This window comes from Erwinia sp. E602 (genome assembly GCF_018141005.1).
Lineage (GTDB): Bacteria > Pseudomonadota > Gammaproteobacteria > Enterobacterales > Enterobacteriaceae > Erwinia.
In genome coordinates this window covers 229,482-247,020 of the sequence record NZ_CP046582.1, presented here as the reverse complement: position 1 = coordinate 247,020, position 17,539 = coordinate 229,482, and the positions used below count along the sequence as shown (strand labels likewise).

The 17,539-nt window shown below is 60.3% G+C and carries 12 protein-coding genes; 9 read left to right on the top strand and 3 right to left on the bottom strand.

The window, feature by feature from the left end; genetic code table 11:
• Positions 1 to 32: 32 nt before the first annotated feature.
• A complete protein-coding gene (locus tag GKQ23_RS02480; protein ID WP_056232696.1) occupies positions 33 to 1,538 on the bottom strand; it encodes a CoA-acylating methylmalonate-semialdehyde dehydrogenase in 1,506 nt (501 codons plus the stop codon).
• A gap of 507 nt (positions 1,539 to 2,045) precedes the next feature.
• Between GKQ23_RS02480 and GKQ23_RS02475 the strand changes: the two genes are divergently transcribed.
• Positions 2,046 to 2,861 (top strand): TIM barrel protein, encoded by an 816-nt coding sequence (locus GKQ23_RS02475; protein ID WP_212409691.1) that lies wholly within the window; start codon positions 2,046 to 2,048, stop codon positions 2,859 to 2,861.
• Between the two features lie 310 nt (positions 2,862 to 3,171).
• Here GKQ23_RS02475 and GKQ23_RS02470 read toward each other — a convergent pair whose 3' ends face one another.
• Positions 3,172 to 4,371: an MFS transporter gene (locus tag GKQ23_RS02470; RefSeq protein ID WP_212409690.1), complete on the bottom strand. Its 1,200-nt coding sequence runs from the start codon at positions 4,369 to 4,371 to the stop codon at positions 3,172 to 3,174.
• 275 nt (positions 4,372 to 4,646) lie between these two features.
• Here GKQ23_RS02470 and GKQ23_RS02465 point away from each other — a divergent pair, with 275 nt between their 5' ends.
• The 5 genes from GKQ23_RS02465 to GKQ23_RS02445 all read left to right on the top strand — a co-directional run bounded on the left by GKQ23_RS02465 (position 4,647) and on the right by GKQ23_RS02445 (position 10,889).
• Positions 4,647 to 5,351, top strand: a complete 705-nt coding sequence (locus GKQ23_RS02465) for an ABC transporter ATP-binding protein (protein WP_212409689.1) — start codon at positions 4,647 to 4,649, stop codon at positions 5,349 to 5,351.
• Positions 5,348 to 6,322 carry an ABC transporter substrate-binding protein gene (locus tag GKQ23_RS02460; RefSeq protein WP_371820042.1) on the top strand — a complete coding sequence of 325 codons (975 nt, stop codon included), beginning with the start codon at positions 5,348 to 5,350 and terminating at the stop codon, positions 6,320 to 6,322. Before GKQ23_RS02465 ends, GKQ23_RS02460 begins: the two co-directional genes overlap by 4 nt.
• A 92-nt stretch (positions 6,323 to 6,414) precedes the next feature.
• Positions 6,415 to 8,043 carry an iron ABC transporter permease gene (locus GKQ23_RS02455; protein ID WP_212411526.1) on the top strand — a complete coding sequence of 543 codons (1,629 nt, stop codon included), beginning with the start codon at positions 6,415 to 6,417 and terminating at the stop codon, positions 8,041 to 8,043.
• Between the two features lie 123 nt (positions 8,044 to 8,166).
• The gene (locus tag GKQ23_RS02450) at positions 8,167 to 9,201 is read left to right on the top strand and encodes an AI-2E family transporter (RefSeq protein WP_056232708.1); all 1,035 of its coding nucleotides are present in this window, start codon (positions 8,167 to 8,169) and stop codon (positions 9,199 to 9,201) included.
• A 122-nt stretch (positions 9,202 to 9,323) separates the two neighbouring features.
• On the top strand, positions 9,324 to 10,889 hold the full coding sequence (locus GKQ23_RS02445) for an EAL domain-containing protein (RefSeq protein WP_212409688.1): 1,566 nt from the start codon (positions 9,324 to 9,326) through the stop codon (positions 10,887 to 10,889).
• Here the strand turns inward: GKQ23_RS02445 and GKQ23_RS02440 are convergent.
• Entirely contained in the window at positions 10,886 to 11,191 is a 306-nt protein-coding gene (locus GKQ23_RS02440) for a hypothetical protein (RefSeq protein WP_056232712.1), read from the bottom strand. The two genes, GKQ23_RS02445 and GKQ23_RS02440, sit on opposite strands and share 4 nt — an antisense overlap.
• A gap of 417 nt (positions 11,192 to 11,608) precedes the next feature.
• Here GKQ23_RS02440 and proP point away from each other — a divergent pair, with 417 nt between their 5' ends.
• The 3 genes from proP to fhuE all read left to right on the top strand — a co-directional run bounded on the left by proP (position 11,609) and on the right by fhuE (position 17,447).
• Positions 11,609 to 13,114: a glycine betaine/L-proline transporter ProP gene (proP, locus tag GKQ23_RS02435; protein ID WP_056232714.1), complete on the top strand. Its 1,506-nt coding sequence runs from the start codon at positions 11,609 to 11,611 to the stop codon at positions 13,112 to 13,114.
• Between the two features lie 650 nt (positions 13,115 to 13,764).
• Complete coding sequence (locus GKQ23_RS02430) at positions 13,765 to 14,781, top strand: NAD(P)-dependent alcohol dehydrogenase (RefSeq protein WP_056232716.1); 1,017 nt, start codon at positions 13,765 to 13,767, stop codon at positions 14,779 to 14,781.
• Between the two features lie 521 nt (positions 14,782 to 15,302).
• A complete protein-coding gene (fhuE, locus tag GKQ23_RS02425; RefSeq protein WP_212409687.1) occupies positions 15,303 to 17,447 on the top strand; it encodes a ferric-rhodotorulic acid/ferric-coprogen receptor FhuE in 2,145 nt (714 codons plus the stop codon).
• Positions 17,448 to 17,539: the final 92 nt, after the last annotated feature.

Here is a 17,539-nt window from a genome sequence, read left to right as displayed (position 1 = left end):
CACGGGCGGAAGGGGATCCGTCAGCCGGCTGATTAGCCCAGCGTTGGCATGCTGAACTCAGACACGGTTTTCTGACCGGTCGGCCAGCGCACGGTGGCGGTCTTCATACGGGTGTAGAAACGCACGCCGTCCGGACCGTGCACGTTCAGCGCACCAAACACCGAACGTTTCCAGCCGCCGAAGCTGTGGAAGGCCATCGGCACCGGCACAGGTACGTTAACGCCGACCATGCCCGCCTGCACTTCGCGAACGAAGTCACGGCCGGTGGCACCGTTGCTGGTGAAGATAGCGCTGCCGTTGCCGAACTCGTGGCTGTTCACCAGATCCAGCGCGGTTTTGTAGTCCGGCGCACGCACGATGCTCAGCACCGGCCCGAAGATCTCTTCACGCCAGATCACCATGTCGGTGGTGACGTTATCGAACAGGGTGCCGCCAACGTAGTAACCGTCCGGGTTGCCGTCAACCTTGATACCACGGCCGTCAACCACCAGTTTCGCGCCTTCGGCTTCGCCTTTGTCGATGTAGCCCAGCACTTTCTTCTGGTGCGCGGCAGAGATCACCGGCCCCATCTCGTTCTCGTCTTTGCCTTTGTGGATGCCAGGACCGACGCGCAGGGCTTTCACCAGCGGCGTCAGCGCGGCGATCAGCTTGTCTGCAGTATCGTCGCCCACGGCGACAACGACCGGCAGCGCCATGCAGCGCTCACCGGCTGAGCCGAACGCGCCGCCCATAATGGCGTTAACGGTGGCATCAAGGTCGGCATCCGGCATGACGATGGCGTGGTTTTTCGCCGCGCCGAAGGCCTGTACACGCTTACCGTGGGCGCTGGCGGTGGTATAGATATGCTCGGCCACGCCGGAAGAACCGACGAAGCTCACCGCCTGCACGCGCGCATCTTTATACAGCTGCTCGGCGTTTTCGTTGGAGCTGTGGATGACGTTAAACACGCCGTCCGGCAGGCCGGCTTCGGTCAGCAGCTCGGCCATACGCACGGAGACGGACGGATCGAGGGCCGGTGGCTTCAGTACGAAGGTGTTACCGCAGGCCAGCGCAATCGGGAACATCCACAGCGGGACCATCGCCGGGAAGTTGAACGGGGTAATACCGGCCACCACGCCCAGCGGCTGCATCAGCGAGTAGCTGTCCACGCCGGTGCCGACGTCGGCAGAGTTCTCACCTTTGATCAGGTGCGGGATACCACAGGCAAACTCCACCACTTCCAGACCACGGGTCAGTTCACCCAGCGCATCTGACCACACTTTACCGTGCTCGCTGACGATCAGCGCGGCCAGCTCGTCGCGGTGCTCTTCCATCAGGGCTTTGAAGTTGAACAGAATACGGGCGCGGCGCAGTGGCGAGGTGCGGGACCAGCTATCGAAGGCGTTATGCGCGACGGCAATGGCGTTAGCCACTTCATCACTGGTGCTCTGCGTCAGTTCGCGGACCACCTTGCCGGTTGCCGGATCGTAAACCGGAATGGTTTCATTGCTGGCGCTCAGGGTGGTTTTGCCGCCAATAAAGTTTCCTACGATAGTCATGTTCTGGCCTCTTTGGTGTGATATGTCCCGGTCAGGCAGTGTGGTTCGCAACGCTACCTGGCCGGGCAATGCTTAATGGTGCGTGCTGAGACAGTATAATATTGGAATAAATTTTTCAAATAAATCACTTTAGAAAATTCGTTTTTAGCGGCACAGATCGCATTTTTTCCTCTCGCACCGCGCCGTTCTGCTTCACGCTGCCGCGCGCCACTCAAAACGCCGCCAGCGCAGACGGTCAGCGGAGCCGTGGTTTACAAAGGCCACCGCTAACCGGGCCGATTTATCCCGTTAATCCGCACACCTTTTCATCCACAGCAGGCAGGTTAATCGTGTCACCAATGAAATTTTGCGAGACGGATCTAAAAATTTAAATTTCATTATTCACTAAACATGAAATAAATGTTTTCTTATCGCTCAGTTTCACCATCGACCGGCTTACGGCAGCACAACAGAGCAGGCGATGCGACCATTTCATTTTTTTATCCCCTACTGAACAGGAGCCAGAACATGGCTATCGATCCAACCCGTTTCTGCGTTAACCGTAAGATCGCCCCGGCCCTCAGCATTGAAGAATTCTTCCAGCTGGTGAACAAACTCGGCCTGCATAAGGTTGAGCTGCGTAACGATATGAAGGGCGGCAGCGTCACCGACGATCTGAGCCATCAGCAGGTGCGCGCCCTGGCCGAACAGTACGGCCTGGAGATCGTGACCATTAACGCCGTCTACCCGTTTAACCAGGTAAGCGACGACCTGCTGGCACGCGCCGAAGGCCTGCTGAAAGACGCGCACGGCATCGGTGCCAAAGCGCTGGTGCTCTGCCCGCTGAACGACGGCACCCCGATCCCGGCGGAAACCACCCAGGCGGCCATCGCCCAGCTGGCCCCGCTGTTCGCTAAATACGGTATCGAAGGCCTGGTTGAGCCGTTAGGCTTCCCGGTCAGCTCGCTGCGCTCCGCACGCCTGGCTCAGCAGCTGATTAACAATGCTGGCGCGCCATTCAAGATCGTACTGGATACCTTCCACCACCACCTGTACGAAGGCGCAGAGCAGGACTTCACCGACGGCGTGGACATCAACCAGATTGGCCTGGTGCACCTCTCCGGCGTGACCGACAGCCGCCCGACCAGCGACCTCACCGACGAAGAGCGCCTGATGCTCAGCGAAGGCGAACTGCTGAAAAGCGTCTGGCAGGTTCAGCGCCTGGAAAAACTTGGCTACAAAGGCGTCTACGCCTTCGAGCCTTTCGCTTCAGAAATGGACAGCTGGACCGCCGCCGACATCGAACGCGAAATCCGCCGCAGCATCGAACTGCTGCAGGCATAAAAATTTAAGCATCAGATTTACATGTAAAAAGGCCCGTCAGTCTCGATCGGCCAGACGACGAGTAGAAGGACACCACAGCCCAACCATCAACAGGCTAAACAACAGCCTGTTATCAGGGAGGGCAGTGGGATGAGCCCGGAGCGGGGTAACCCGCGGAGGGTCGCCCGCTGACAGGCCCGTCAGTCTCGATCGGCCAGACGATGTGTTTAAAAGCACCGTAGCCAACGCAGCAGTGCCGACGCGCAGCAAATCTGATGTGATCACCGACTTATCTGTGTCATTTGACAACGGCTCCCCTCACCGGGAGCCGCTATTTTTCCCCCACCGCCCGACGCCCCAGCCACAGCGCCCCCACCATCGCCACACACACCAGCATCCCGCTCAGCAAATAGATCACCGGCACGCCATAATGCGCAATAATCAGCCCCGCCAGCGGCCCGGTAAGCCCCAATGCCAGATCCATAAAAGTGGTATAGGTCGCCAGCGCACTGCCCTGATTCTGTGGCGGCACCCGGCTCACCGCCACCACGCCAATTGCCGGAAACACCAGCGAGAACCCGGCCCCGGTCAGCAACGCACCGACGCGCACCAGCCACGCTGCCTCTGCCCCCCACACCAGAAACAGCCCCGCCGCCTCCACCGCAAAACAGACCAGCGCCACCTTCAGCCCGCCAAACCGCGTAATCGCATTCGGAAACAGCAGACGGGTGCCGACAAAGGCTACGCTGAACAGCGTCAGCGCAAAAGCCGCCCCGTCCCAGCCCCGCGCCTGGTAAAACAGGGTGATAAAGGTGGCAATCACCCCAAAGCCTACCGACCCCATCGCCAGCAGCACGCCGTAGCCCCACACCCTGCCTAAGACCGCACGGAACGGCAGCGGCTTGCCCTTACTGCTCTTCACCTGCGGCCTCGGCAGCGCCAGCAGCATTGCCGTCAGGGAAATCAGGCAGACCGCCGCCGCCAGCAACAGCAGCCCGCCCCGCTGGTAAATCACCACGCCGAGCGGTGCGCCGATCGCCATCGCCCCGTAGGTGCAGATGCCGTTCCATGAAATCACCCGGCCAATATGCGCGGAGCCGACCACCCCCACGCCCCACAGGCTGGCACCGGTGCCGGCAAAACTCTGCCCGACGCCCAGCACCAGCCGCCCGAGGCACAGCAGCAGCAGGCTGAGCAGCGGCACCGCGCTGCTGAACGCGGCCAGCGCATAGCACAGGCCGCAGATCAGCGTACCGGCCAGCCCGGCCACCACCACCTTTTTCGGCCCCCACAGATCGGCATAGCGCCCGGCGTGCGGACGGCTGAGCAGGGTGGAAAAGTACTGCAGGCTGATCACCAGCCCGGCCCAGAAGGCGCTGTAGCCCATTACGTCATGCACGTAGCCGGGCAGCACCGCCAGCGGCAGGCCAATGGTCAGATAGCTGGCGAAGTTAAACATCACGACGGAGAGAATACGCAGGTTCAGGCGCAGGCCACTGAGTGCCGCATCGGCGGCGGGCTGGTCAGACATGAAAATTACGGCTCGCAAGGCAAAAAATGGACGAATTACCAATATACCGCAGGCATTTCGTGCTGCCCGTCTTTTAATCGCAACGTTTCGTTTCAGCCGCATAGCGCCACACAACCGTCATAAAGTCGCCATAAAGCCCCCCTATACTCGGCCGCTCAAGTCCCAAAGAGGATAAACAATATGTCTGGCTCACTGAATTTCCTTCAGCTGAGCGCGAACCGACGGCCGCTGCCGTCGGCAGCACGGCTACACCCGCACGCCCGCGAGGTGATCCTGTGACGCGCTCCCCTGTCTCCGTGGTTTTCAACGGCATCAGCTATGCCTTTGGCAGCCATCAGGTACTGAATCACATCGATCTCAGCGTTGAACCCGGCAGCATCGTCGCGCTGCTCGGCCCCTCCGGCTGCGGCAAAAGCACGCTGCTGAAGCTGCTGGCCGGCCTGCTGCAGCCGCAGCAGGGCACGCTGCACTTCGGCGATCGGCTGATTGCCAGCGACCAGTTCAGCACCCCGCCGGAACAGCGTGACCTCGGCATGGTGTTCCAGGACTACGCGCTGTGGCCGCATATGAGCGTGGCGCAGAACGTGGCCTTTCCGCTGCTGATGCGACGCGTGCCGACGCAGGAACGCCAGCAGCGTGTCATCACCGCGCTGGACCGCGTTGGCCTCGCTGACTTCGCTGGCCGCCGGCCGTCCGACCTCTCCGGCGGCCAGCAGCAGCGCGTGGCGCTGGCGCGGGCGATTATCGCCGAGCCGAAAATCCTGCTGTTCGACGAACCGCTTTCCAACCTCGACCGCGACCTGCGCGAGTCGCTGTGCGTGGAGATGGCCAGCCTGCTGCGTCAGCTCGGCACCACTGCCGTGTATGTCACTCACGATCGCCATGAGGCCGAAATCCTGGCGGACCGCATCGTCTGGCTCTCCGTCGGTACCGTTTCTGCCATTCAAACCGTTACACCACTCTCCGGGGAACCCGTATGAAATTGTTTAATCCGATTAAGACAGGAGCCGTATTCGCGATGCTGTTCACTTCCGGCATGATGATCACCGATGCCAGTGCCCTGACCGTCTATACCGCCGGCCCGGGCTCGCTGGCCAAAAGCCTGGCCACAGGCTATGAAAAACAGACCGGCGTTAAGGTCAATATCTTCCAGGCCACCACCGGCAAGGTGATGGCGCGGCTGGAGGCCGAGCAGGCCAATCCGCAGGCCGACGTGCTGATCTCCGCCTCATGGGATACGGCAGAAGAGCTGCAGCAGCGCGGCTGGCTGCTGCCGTACCAGAGTAACAACGCGGCGAAGGTGCCGGCGGAATTCAAAACCGACCACTACGTTGCCCAGGGGATCTCCGCGCTGGGCATCGTCTGGAACACTAAAAGCGGCACCCCGGAGCCGAAAGAGTGGGCCGATCTGACCACCGACGCCTTTAAAGATCGTGTCACCACCCCCGATCCGTCACTGTCCGGGGCCTCGCTTGACCTGCTGATCGGCCTGCAGAACAGCATGGGCGATCGCGCCTGGCAGCTGTTCGCCAGGCTGAAGGATAACGGCATGGCGATCGCCGGGCCAAACGCTCAGGCGCTAACCCCGGTGCTGCAGGGGGCCAAAGCCGCGGTGTTCGGCGCGGTGGATTACGTCACCTACGCCAGCATCCAGCAGGGTGAGTCGGTGAAGGTGATCTTCCCGGCCAGCGGCACCGTGGTCGCGCCGCGCCCGATGATGATCCTGAAAAGCAGCCAGCACGCCGCCGATGCGCAGGCCTTTATCGACTATGTGCTCTCTGAAGAGGGGCAAAAAGCCGTGGCTGATGCCTGGCTGATGCCGGCACGCACCGACGTCGGTGCGCAGCGTCCGCTGATTAGCGACCTGAACATTCTGCCGGCGCAGGCCGGCGGCAGCGCTGACCGCGGCTCGGTACTGCAACGTTTCGCCGCGCTGTTCAGCAAGTCTTAACCCTCCCGGGTGGCGCAGCCGCGCCACCCCGCCTTTCAGGACGCTTACCGGTGAAACCTCGTTTACTTCCGCTACTGACCGTGGCGCTGCTGATGCTGCTGGTCGCCCTGCCGCTGCTGTTTATTCTGCTGCAGGCCATCTTCCCGCACCTCTCCGCAGGCTCGCTGGACGGCGCCTTCAGCGCCCTTCCGGCGCTGCTTAGCGATCCCGAACTGCCGGCGCTGCTCGGCGGTACGCTCAGCGTTGGCCTGAGCGTGGCGCTGTTCAGCGCGCTGCTCGGCGTGCCGCTCGGCATCCTGCGCGGCCTGTTTACGCTGCCGCTGGCGCGTACCTGGGATCTGCTGATGCTGGTGCCGTTCTTCACCCCGCCCTACATCGCCGCGCTGAGCTGGACGCTGGCGCTGCAGCATAACGGCTACCTGATGCAGCTGGGCGGCCCGGACCTCAACGACCTGCTGTTCAGCCGCACCGGCATTGCGCTGGTGATGACGCTGAATATCTTCCCGGTGGTCTACTTTGCCGTCTCGCGCAGCCTGCTGGCCAGCGGGCAACGGCTGGCCACCGTCGCCCGGGTGCACGGCGCCACGCCGCTACGCGCCTTCCGCCACGTGACGCTGCCGATGCTGCTGCCGGCGCTGGCCGCCGGAGTGCTGCTGGCCTTTACCCTGGCGATTGAAGAGTACGGCGTGCCCGCCGCGCTCGGTTCCCGCGCCGGAGTGGTGATGCTGACCACCGGCATCGAACAGCGGCTGGCCGACTGGCCGATCGACCTGCCCGGCTCTTCGCTGCTCTCCGTACTGCTGGTGGCGGTGGCGCTGGCCGCCTTTGCCCTGCAACGTAAGCTGGTCGGTAATAAAGAAGTCACCAGCATTACCGGCAAACCGGCCGACGTCAGCAGCTGCGGACTGGGCGTGTGGCGCGGCCCGGCGCTGGTACTGTTTACGCTGGTGGCGCTGCTGGTCGTGGCGCTGCCGGCCGGCAGCATGCTGCTCAGCGCGCTGCTCTCCACCCTCTCCGGCGGCCTGCAATGGAGCAATCTGACGCTGCGCCACTTCGCCGCGCTGTTCGCCCTGCATGGCGATGCGCTCGGCGCGCTCTCCACCAGCCTCGGGCTGGCGCTGGCCTCATCGCTGATCGCAGGGCTGCTCGGCTTCCTCGCGGCCTGGCTGGTGGTGATGCAGCGCATTCGCGGCGCGGTGTGGATTGACGGGCTGTCGCTGCTGCCCGCCTCGCTGCCGGGCATCGTGGTCGGCGTCGGGCTGATCCTGCTGTGGAACCAGCCGTTCTGGCCGGTAACCCCCTATAACAGCTGGGGGATCCTGCTGCTCTCCTACTGCTGCCTGCTGCTGCCGTGGCCGGTACGCTACGTCGGCAGCGCGCTGCGCCAGCTCGGCGGCAACCTGGAGCCGGCGGCGCGGGTACACGGCGCCAGCGTCTGGCTGGCGCTGCGCCACGTGGTACTGCCGCTGGTGTTTCCCAGCCTGCTGGCGTCGATGCTGATGGTGTTTGCCATCGCCTCGCGCGAGCTGGTGACCTCGCTGCTGCTGGCCCCGGCCGGCACCCAGACCGTCTCGGTGTTTATCTGGCGGCAGTTCGAGCAGGGATCGGTGGGCCAGGGAATGGCGATGGCAACAGTTGCCATCGTCAGCGGGCTGGGACTGATGCTGAGCGCGCTGGCGTTAATGCAGCGGCGGGCGGCGGCAGAATCGCGAAGGTTCTGAAAAGCGTCCGGTTCCCTGTGCAGTCGCTACAATTAGAGTTTCTCCCGTCGGGCGCCATTGTTGAAGACATTCAGCCCGATGGGACAGGCTCTTACCGAGCACCGACAGCGACAGGGAACGATAATGAGTGCAAATCCGCAGGAGAAGATCGGCCAGAACATACTGCTGAAGCTGGCCACGCTGGTGGTGATCCTGGCCGGCGTCCGGCTGGCGTCTGAGGTGGTCGTCCCCTTTCTGCTGGCGCTGTTCTTAGCCATCGTCCTCAACCCGTTGGTCACCACGCTGATGCGCCGCGGCGTTCGGCGCGGCATGGCGATCGGGCTGGTGATGCTGGTGATGATGTGCGTGCTGCTGCTGCTCGGCGGCATGATCGCCAGCTCTGCCGATGAGTTCAGCGAGGTCTACCCGCTACTGCAGGCGCAGGCGGAGCAGAAGCTGGCGGTGGTGCAGCACTTTGCCGCGCGCTTCCATATCAATATCTCCAGCGAATATCTGGCGCGGCGGCTGGATCCTAACGCGCTGATGGCCTTTGCCACCACCCTGTTCAGCCAGATTTCCGGGGCAATGACCCGCATCGTGCTGGTGATGATGACGGTGGTGTTTATGCTGTTTGAAGTGCATCACCTGCCTTACAAACTGCGCAATGCGCTGGTTAATCCCCAGATCCGCATCGCCGGGCTGCACCGGGCGCTGAAGGGCGTTACCCACTACCTGGCGCTGAAAACCCTGATCGGCCTGCTGACCGGGGTGGCCGTCTGGCTGACGCTGCTGGCTCTCGACGTGAAGTTCGCGCTGCTGTGGGGGGCAATCGCCTTTCTGCTTAACTACATTCCGAATATCGGCCCGGTGATCGCCGGCATTCCTCCGGTACTGCAGGCGCTGCTGCTGAATACGCCGCTGGAGGCCGGGCTGGTGGCCACGCTGTTTATTCTGATCCACCTGGTACTGGGTAATTTCCTGGAACCGCGGGTGATGGGCCGCGGGCTGGGGCTGTCGAGCCTGGTGGTGTTTCTGTCGCTGATTTTCTGGGGCTGGCTGCTGGGGCCGGTGGGCATGCTGCTGTCGGTACCGCTGACCAGCGTCTGTAAAATTCTGATGGAGACCACCCCGGGCGGCGGCAAGCTGGCGATTCTGCTGGGCAACGGTCGGCCGTCCTGAGCACCGGCGGCGGCGTTTTTTCTGCCGCCGCAGCCACAGCATAAAGTTTCCCTGCTACCATAGCCGCAGGTATTGCCACCGGTCATGACAGACTGCGCCCTCGGCGCTCACAGGGGAACCGCTTGCACCGATCAATCAAATCCAGTAAGAGCATACTCTGCCTGTTGTTCGCCGGGCAGTTGCCGCTGCTGCTGTGCCTGGTTTTTACCTTTATCGAGGCCAGGCAGATCGTTAAGCGCCAGCTGGAGATCACCGCCACCATGTTGCTGACCCATGCCGATCACATCAGCGACCAGGCCTGGACGATGAATGACCGGCTGCGCCAGTTCAGCACCCGCGACTGCCCGGAGGTTAAATCCACGTTGCAGCAGTTCGGTACCCTCTACCCCTATTTCCGCTCGATCGGCCTGACCCAGAATGACGAGATCTACTGTTCATCAGCCTACGGCGAGCTGCCCAGTACGCTGGAACGGATGATCCGCCGCCCGCTTCCCGCCCTGCATAAGGCGTGGTGGACCCTGTCGCTGGCGGGAACCGCCGGGGTGCTCGACCGGCCGGCGGTGCTGTTTATGCGTGAAACCCCGGATGCCTTTGGCACCTATGCGCTGGTTGACGGCCAGTATCTGATCGACGTTATGCGCGCGGCGGGGGACAGCCGTAACTACCGCATCGCCCTGCAGTTTGGTGACGGGTATCGCATCGTCAGCGACGATCGCCGGGACAGGCCGCAGGGCTGGGCCGTCCACACGCTGAATGCCAGCTCGCAACGCTATCCGATCGGCATCAGCCTGAGCGCCCCACCCGAGCAACTGCTGAAGAACTGGTATCAGGCGCTGCTCACCTTCCTGCCGATGGCGGTGATCTTCTCGCTGCTGGCCGTCACCCTGACCCGCAGCTGGCTGCAGCGCAGACATTCATTTGGTGATGAGATCTACCAGGGGCTTAAACGCCGCGAATTCAGCGTGGTCTATCAGCCGGTGGGCAACCTTAACAGCGGCGAGCCGGGCGGGGTCGAAGCGCTGATGCGCTGGCAGCGTAAAGACGGCAGTTGGGTGCGGCCGGATATCTTTATCGCGGCGGCGGAAGCCGAAGGCCTGATTATCCCGTTAACCCGCTACCTGCTGGACAGTATTGTGGCAGAGAGTGCCCACTGGCGGGTGGCACCCGGTTTTCATCTTGGGGTCAACGTGGCGGCGGAACATCTGCAGCACCCGGAGTTTATCGCGGATATCCGGCGCTTTGCCGCCGGCGTTGCCCGAATGCAGCCCTCGATTACCCTTGAACTGACCGAGCGCAGCCTGATTGAGGATGGCACAGCCGTGGCGCTAAAGCTGGCGCAGCTGCGCAGTGAGGGTATTCGTATCGCGATTGATGACTTTGGTACCGGCCACAGCTCAATGGCCTACCTGCACACCTTCCCGCTCGACTACCTGAAGATTGACCGCGGCTTTGTCAGCGCGATTGATGCTGCCGATGCCAACACGCCAATCCTTGACGCCATCATCCGGATGGCGCACGGCCTGCAGCTGCAGGTGGTGGCCGAAGGAGTGGAGGATGAAACCCAGCTGCGCTATCTGCAGCAGCACGGCGTGGCCTTTATTCAGGGCTACTATTACGCCCGCCCGATGAACAGCGAGGCGCTGATGCAGTGGCTACAGCAGCCCGGCGAGCTGTTAAAGCCGCGTTAACGGCGGCGTTTGTCGACCGCGCGCAGGGCAACATCCACCGCGTCCTCGGCCACCAGTGCCGCCGGTGGCGACTCCGCGCCGCCAGCCCGCTGTCGCGCCGCCATACGCTGGTTAATGCGCGCCAGCGTCGGCATCAGTTCGTCGCTGGGCAGTACATAACCCTCCTGCGGCGCTGGCACCGCTTTACCGACCCGCATCGGCGCGTTTTCTGGCTGCCGGTGTGAATACGTTAAATTTTCTTCAATACTGTGCTGCATATTCAGCCAGTGATTCTGGAAAGCTATCTGTTTTTTATTATCCATTCACTCTCCCCCAAAAGCGCGGCAAGAGTATTACCGATCGTTTTCAAGGGATCAAGCCGTCTGATTAAATAACCCTCTGTTATATCTGCAATTAACAATAGGTAAGCAGTCCTTATCAATTCACTGAGTAAATCCTAAAAAATACCCCACTATCGTCAGATATGCTGAGGGTCAGCTGGCCAAAAAACAGCGTAATTCACTGTCATGGCTAGGAATATTCCGAATCTAATAAGGCGAACCGCAAAAGCCACGATATACTAAAAGATGGCGAAGTTTGCCACGCAGGACATTATGCCCGCGAAGCTGATTGCGGAACCTGGGTGGAAAGGCGTTTTCGCCGGTGGACAGGCAGACCGAACAGGCCAACCACAACAGACAATTTATGTTTGAATAACAGATAATTACAGGGTGCTTTATATGAAATTACGTAGGAAGCGTGTCAAACCAATCGGGTTAAAAGACGTCACCATCATTGATGACGCCAGGCTGCGTAAGGCGATTACCGCCGCCTCGTTAGGTAATGCCATGGAGTGGTTTGACTTTGGTGTTTACGGCTTTGTTGCCTATGCGCTGGGCCAGGTGTTCTTCCCCGGTGCCGATCCCGGCGTGCAGATGATTGCCGCGCTGGCCACCTTCTCGGTGCCATTCTTAATTCGCCCGCTGGGCGGTCTGTTCTTTGGTGCGCTGGGTGATAAATACGGCCGCCAGAAGATCCTCTCGATTACCATCATCATTATGTCGGTCAGTACCTTCTGTATCGGCCTGATCCCGTCCCACGCCTCGATTGGTATCTGGGCACCGATCCTGCTGCTGCTGTGTAAAATGGCACAGGGTTTCTCGGTGGGCGGCGAATATACCGGTGCCTCAATCTTCGTGGCGGAATACTCCCCGGACCGTAAACGCGGCTTTATGGGCAGCTGGCTGGACTTCGGCTCGATTGCCGGCTTCGTGCTCGGCGCCGGGCTGGTGGTGCTGATCTCCACCGTGGTCGGGGAAGCGAAGTTCCTCGACTGGGGCTGGCGTATTCCGTTCTTCGTCGCGCTGCCGCTGGGCATTATCGGCCTCTACCTGCGCCACGCGCTGGAAGAGACCCCGGCCTTCCAGCAGCACGTGGACAAGCTTGAGCAGGGTGACCGCGAAGGTCTTGCCGACGGCCCGAAAGTGTCGTTTAAAGAGATCGCCACCAAACACTGGCGCAGCCTGCTGGCCTGCGTGGGGCTGGTGATTGCCACCAACGTCACCTACTACATGCTGCTGACCTATATGCCGAGCTACCTGTCGCATAACCTGCACTACTCGGAAGATCACGGCGTGATGATCATCATCGCCATCATGCTGGGCATGCTGTTTGTGCAGCCGGTAATGGGCCTGATGAGTGACAAATTTGGCCGTCGTCCGTTTGTGATTATCGGCAGTATCGCGCTGCTGGTCATGGCAGTACCCTGCTTTATGCTGATTAACAGCGGCGTGATGGGGCTGATTTTCGCCGGCCTGCTGATTCTGGCGGTGATCCTCAACAGCTTCACCGGGGTAATGGCCTCGACGCTGCCGGCAATGTTCCCGACCCATATCCGCTACAGCGCGCTGGCCAGTGCCTTTAATATCTCAGTGCTGATCGCCGGCCTGACGCCAACCCTGGCGGCCTGGCTGGTGGAAGCCACCAGCAACCTCTATATGCCGGCTTACTACCTGATGGTGGTGGCGGTGATTGGCCTGGTGACCGGCGTGATGATGAAGGAAACGGCAAACAAACCGCTGCGCGGTGCCACCCCTGCCGCCTCGGATATGGCCGAAGCGAAGGAGATCCTGCACGAGCACTACGACAACATCGAGCAGAAAATTGAGGATATCAACGAGCAGATCGCCGAACTGGAAACCAAACGTTCGCGCCTGATCGACCAGCATCCGCGCATTAACGAGTAAACGAAAAAAGACGGGGTGGTGACGCCCCGTCTTGATTCCAGTTCCGTCTGCTACACGCGTCCGGTCAGCTGCCTGAAGGCAACGATAATCTGCACGCCGGCCAGCAGGATCTGCATGACCAGTAAAATGCCTGTCAGAGTTATCACTGAGCGCACTCCTTTTACTAAGGCGAGCGCTACAGATCGCTTATGTCTTTGGGCTTCCCTCGCAATCTGCACTTTGGGTAATGCGAGTAGCACTCAGCAGGTGGAGACACACCTGACGCGGCACCACCCGGTGTCTGGCTGGGAGAAATCTTAGAGCGATCAAGCACTAACCCCTACTGAGAAACGACGACAACAGCATTACACCACTGCTGGATTACATCAGAGGTTTGTCTATTTTACAACCAACAACCTTGACCACGGATTCAAAATCGCTTAATTTCTACTCCTTGGGTAGTGCGAGTAGCAGCTGTACCGTTTCCTCCCCCGGCCACCAACCGGCGCAGGAACAGAAAAAAGGGTCTGACTTTGAGTCAGGCTCTTTTTTTTGCCTGAAATTTCCCCGGTCAGCCCCTCAGATGAACAGCACGTGCTGTGAAATTCCGGAAATCAGCTTAAAAGCGGCTAAACTTACGCCTTAATAACCGTTTATCTGAGGTATCACGAGTGAAAATCAAAAGCTACGCAGCACTGGAAGCCGGTCAGGCACTGCAACCCTGGGAGTACGATCCGGGCGCCCTGGCAGCAGAAGAGGTTGAAGTTGAGGTGGAGTACTGCGGCGTCTGTCACTCTGATCTGTCGATGATCGACAATGAATGGGGCATTTCGCAGTATCCGACCATCGCCGGACACGAGGTGATTGGCCGGGTCAGCGCGCTGGGCGACGCGGCGCAGAACAAGGGGCTGAAAGTGGGCCAGCGCGTCGGCATCGGCTGGACGGCGAAAAGCTGCCAGCACTGCGACTCCTGTATTAACGGTGAGCAGGTTAACTGCGAGAACGGCAGCACGCCAACCATCCTTAACCACGGTGGCTTCGCCGAGAAGCTGCGCGCCGACTGGCAGTGGGTGATCCCGCTGCCGGAGAATCTGGACGCGGCCAGCGCCGGCCCGCTGCTGTGCGGCGGCATTACCGTCTTCAAACCGCTGCTGATGAGCAACATCACCGCCACCAGCCGCGTGGCGGTGATTGGCATCGGCGGCCTTGGCCATATCGCCATCAAGCTGCTGCACGCGCTGGGCGCAGAAGTGGTGGCGTTCAGCTCCACGCCATCCAAAAAGCAGTCGATCCTGGATATGGGCGCGGACGAAGTGGTCAACAGCCGCGATCCGGAAGCGCTGAAGGCGCTGGCCGGCCGTTTCGACCTGGTGCTGAGCACCGTGGCCGTCGATCTCGACTGGAAACCCTACTTCGATGCGCTGGCACCGAAGGGCAAGTTCCACACCGTCGGTGCGGTGATGAAGCCGTTCCAGGTCAGCGCTTTCGACCTGATTATGGGCGACAAAGCGATCACCGGTTCCTCTACCGGCTCGCCGGGGCAGCTGCGCTCGCTGCTGAAGCTGGCGGCACGCCGCGATATCGCGCCGCAGGTGGAGTTCTTCCCGATGTCAAAAATCAACGAGGCGCTGGATCACGTACGCGCCGGTAAGGCCAACTTCCGCGTGGTGCTGAAAGCGGATTTCTGACGGTTCGGTCAGCCGGTTATGACGCCCGGCTGGCCCTGCAGCGTTAACCCGTTCTGAGACGACACCGGTCAGGTTAGCAGGCGTAAAGCGCACGTCTTCCCTGGCCGGTGTCGTTGCCAGACCGGTCGGGTTCCCTGTACATCGGGACATTGCGCGATCCGGCTCACGTCAGCCCCTACCTCCGTGATGGTTGCTCAGCACCCACGACAGAACTCCCCTTCAGGCAGAACGCGCAGTCACACCCTGGTAACCGTTATAACACCCGTAAATCCGGAACTTTTTGACATCATTACTGTCGCTATCCTCCAAAAATCGTTTATAGTCACTGCCGGAATGCATATAGTTCTCATTCTTGTTGTTATTCCAGGTTAGTGATTGCGGTGCAGAACGCGCCGCCAGAGCGCCTCACCGGTTTATTGAGGGAATAATCAGACGGCCAGGTCCCGTGAATCTGGCAACGCGTTTCGCGCGCGCGGTGCAGGGTGTCGTAAAAAAAATCCAATAAAATACGAGGCTTCACCGTGTCTTCATCCCGTACCTCTGCTGGTTTACACCGGTTCACTCCCTCTCTCGCCGCCCTGCTGGTGCTCTCAGCCCTGCAGCCTGCCGTTGCCGCTACCGTGAGCAATGAACAGGAAAAAACGCTGACGGTTGAAGCCTCAGCCACGGCCCAGGCCGACCAGGCGAGCAGCGATTACAGCGTGCCGGTGACCTCCAGCAATATCGGCACCAAAATGGCGCTGGCGCTGCGCGATATCCCGCAGTCGGTCTCGATCATCAGCAAACAGCGCATTCAGGATCAGAACCTGACCACCATCGGCGACGTGCTGAACAACACCACCGGCGTCTCGGCTTACAGCATCGACTCCGAGCGCGTCTCGTTCTGGTCGCGCGGCAATCTGATTAATAACTACCTGTTTGACGGCGTGCCGACCATCGTTGACAGCATCTGGGATTTTGGTGAAACCGCGGGCGATACGGCGATCTTCGACCGTGTCGAAGTGATTCGTGGTGCTAATGCCCTGAGCACCGGTTCCGGCTACCCATCGGCCGCGGTCAATATGGTGCGCAAGCACGCTGACAGCAAGGTCATCACCGGCAGCCTGAGCGCGGAAACCGGCAGCTGGGACAAGCAGCGCTATGTCGGTGACGTAAGCGTACCGTTAAATGAGACCGGCAGCGTACGTGCCCGCGCCATCGGCGGCTATGAAGAAGGTGACAGCTGGCTGGACCGCTACCACAAGCGTAAACGTTTCCTGACCACGCTACTGGATGCCGATATCACCGATTCGACGACGCTGACGCTGGGCTGGGACTATCAGTCAACCGAAACCCGCGACCCGACCTGGGGCGGACTGCCGGTGTTTTACAGCGACGGTAGCCGTACCCACTTCGACCGGAGCTTTAACACCGCTTCAGACTGGGCGTACAGCGATAAAGAGTCCAACAAGGTCTATGCCAGCCTGGTGCAGAAATTTGATAATGGCTGGCAGGCACAGGTTAACGGCTCTCACAGTAAAACCACCTTTGATACCCTGCAGATGTATCCGTGGGGCTTCCCGGATAAATCTACCGGTGCCGGTGTCTATGCGCTGAACGGCTGGAACAAGGGTACGCGTAAAACAGACTCCGTAGATCTTTACGCTAATGGCCCGTTTGAGCTATTCGGACGTAACCATGAGCTGATGCTCGGCGGCAGCTACAGCAAACAGGACAACTACTTCTTTAACACCTCATCGGACGGCGTGCTGATTGGTGACTTCAATAACTGGAACGGCAGCATTCCGCAAGGCACCTACGCTGACTGGAAGGTGGAAAGCGACGACACTATCCGCCAGAAGTCACTGTACAGCGCCGCCCGCTTCTCGCTGGCCGATCCGCTGTCGCTGCTGGTGGGCGCACGCTACACCCAGTGGGCCGCCCACGGCACCACCGGCAATAAAGAGAACGATAAGATCGCGCCTTATGCCGGCCTGACTTACGACCTTAACGATACGTACTCGGTTTATGCCAGCTATACCAGCATCTTCCAGCCGAACAATGTCCGCAGCATTGAGGCGAAGTATCTGGAACCGACGAAGGGTAAAAGCTACGAGACCGGTATTAAAGGCGACTGGAACAACAGCCGCCTGACGGCCAACCTGTCGCTGTTCCGCACCGAGCAGAACAACCTGGGCGTGAATACCTACGCCTACGTTCCTGGTACGACCGAATACGCATGGAAGTCCGTTGATTCCGTTACCCGCGGCGTGGAGTTCGAAGTCAACGGTGCGCTGACCGATAACTGGCAGATGACCTTCGGCGCATCGCGTTACATCGCCGAAGAACGTAACGGCGCTGCCGTTTCTCCGCAGCTGCCACGCACGACGGCGAAACTGTTCACCAGTTATCGTCTACCGATGCTGCAGGATCTGACCGTCGGCGGCGGCGTCAACTGGCAGAACCAGAGCTGGCAGGACGTCACCGGCCCTACGGGTAGCGAACACCTGGTGCAGGGCAGCTATGCGCTGGTTAACCTGTTCAGCCGCTATCAGGTCACTAAACAGCTCTCCGTACAGGCCAACGTCAATAACCTGTTCGACAAAGAGTATTACGCCTATCTCGGCGATTACGGCCTTTACGGCGCACCGCGCAGCGTTTCGGTCTCAGCAAACTACAACTTCTGATGCGTTAAACGCTTAACATCACGATCGGCCCACCAGCGGGCCGATCATTGTTCCAGTTTGTGATAAATATTCATCCGCAGCGGGCACATTTC